Origin of the sequence: Inquilinus limosus MP06 (assembly GCF_000767795.1) — a bacterium.
Lineage (GTDB): Bacteria > Pseudomonadota > Alphaproteobacteria > DSM-16000 > Inquilinaceae > Inquilinus > Inquilinus limosus_E.
The window spans coordinates 1-1,411 of the sequence record NZ_JANX01000950.1; the positions used below are offsets into that span (position 1 = coordinate 1).

Sequence of the window (1,411 nt, forward strand, 5' to 3'; positions counted from 1 at the left end):
GGCCGGGCTGGAAGGCGTCGCCGCCGGGCTCGGCCTGTCCGCCGCCAAGGCCGCGCCCAAGGCGGCGCTGGCGGCGCTGGTGATCGGCATCGCCGTCGGGGCCCTGCCCCTGCTGGGGGGCCGCCGGCGCGACTGAGACGGTCGTAGCGTGTTGCCGCATGACCGCCGCTGCGTTTCGTCTATAATCCGCCCCCTGCCTCCGACGGGGGGCCCCGGCTTCCGGGCCGGGGTGGGCGGCAGACGGTATCCCAGAACGACAAAGGTCCAGACATGATCGACAGACGGACGGTGCTGACCGCGGGCGCCATGGCGACGGCTTCGCTGCTGCTGGCGGGGCTGCCCCGCCTGGCTTTTGCGCAGGCCGACGGGGCCGCGGCCTTCATCGACGACATGGCCAAGCGGGCGATCGGCATCCTCCAGGCCGGCGGCGCGGCGACAGCCCAGGGCAAGGCCCAGTTCACCCAGATCCTGAACCAGGGATTCGACCTGCCGACGATCGGCCGCTTCGTGCTCGGCCGCTACTGGAACAGCGCCACCCCCGACCAGCAGCGGGAATACATGGACCTGTTCGAGCGGATGATCGTCGAGACCTATTCCCGGCGGTTCCAGAACTACCAGGGCGAGACGCTGGTCGTGAAGGGCACCCGGGCGGTCGGCAACGACACCCTGGTCGCGACCGAGATCCGGCAGAAGGACGGCCCGCCGATCCAGGTCGACTGGCGGGTGCGCCCGGCGGGCGGCAGCTACAAGGTGGTGGACGTGATCGTCGCCCGGGTCAGCATGAGCGTGACCCAGCGCGACGAGTTCGCGTCGGTGATCGCCCAGAACGGCGGCAACATCGACGGGCTGCTGCAGGCGATGCGCCAGCGGGCCGGCGGCTGAGCCGTCCCCCTGATCCGGCGGAGCAGGCGATGGCGCTGGCGGATGTCGGCCGCGACGTCACGGACTGGCTGGTGGCCGAAGGCCGGCTGCTGGCCGACCCGGTGGCGCTGGTCGACGGCTTCTGCCGCCGCCTGATCGCCGCCGGCCTGCCGCTGCAGCGGGTGCGGATCGGGCAGAGCATCACCCATCCGCTGCTGACCGCCTGGGGCGTGGTGTGGACCACGGCCCGCGGCGGCGAGGAATACGTCATCGACCGCAAGGTGCTGCTGACCAGCACCTTCCTCGGCAGCCCGTACGAGGCTGTGCTGGTGAGCCGCCGGCCGCTGCGCCGCGCGCTCACCGCGCTGGGGCCGGACGACCACACCATCTTCCACGAGCTGGCCGAGGCCGGCGGCACCGACTATCTCGCCGTGCCGATCGTCTACGGCAACGCGACGGTGCAGGTGGCGAGCTTCGTCACCGACCGGCCGACCGGCTTCACCGACGAGGAGGCGGCGCTGCTGGAGCGGCTGCGCCACCCGCTGGCGGC

At 72.4% G+C, this 1,411-nt stretch carries 2 protein-coding genes; both read left to right on the forward strand.

All coding sequences use genetic code 11. From position 1 onward, the window contains the following. The first annotated feature begins 270 nt into the window (after positions 1-270). Entirely contained in the window at positions 271-882 is a 612-nt protein-coding gene (locus P409_RS34300; RefSeq protein WP_034849322.1) for an MlaC/ttg2D family ABC transporter substrate-binding protein, read from the forward strand. Between the two features lie 29 nt (positions 883-911). Next, positions 912-1,411, forward strand: a 500-nt coding sequence (locus P409_RS34305; RefSeq protein ID WP_034849324.1) for a GAF domain-containing protein, incomplete at its 3' end; no start/stop codon positions are given.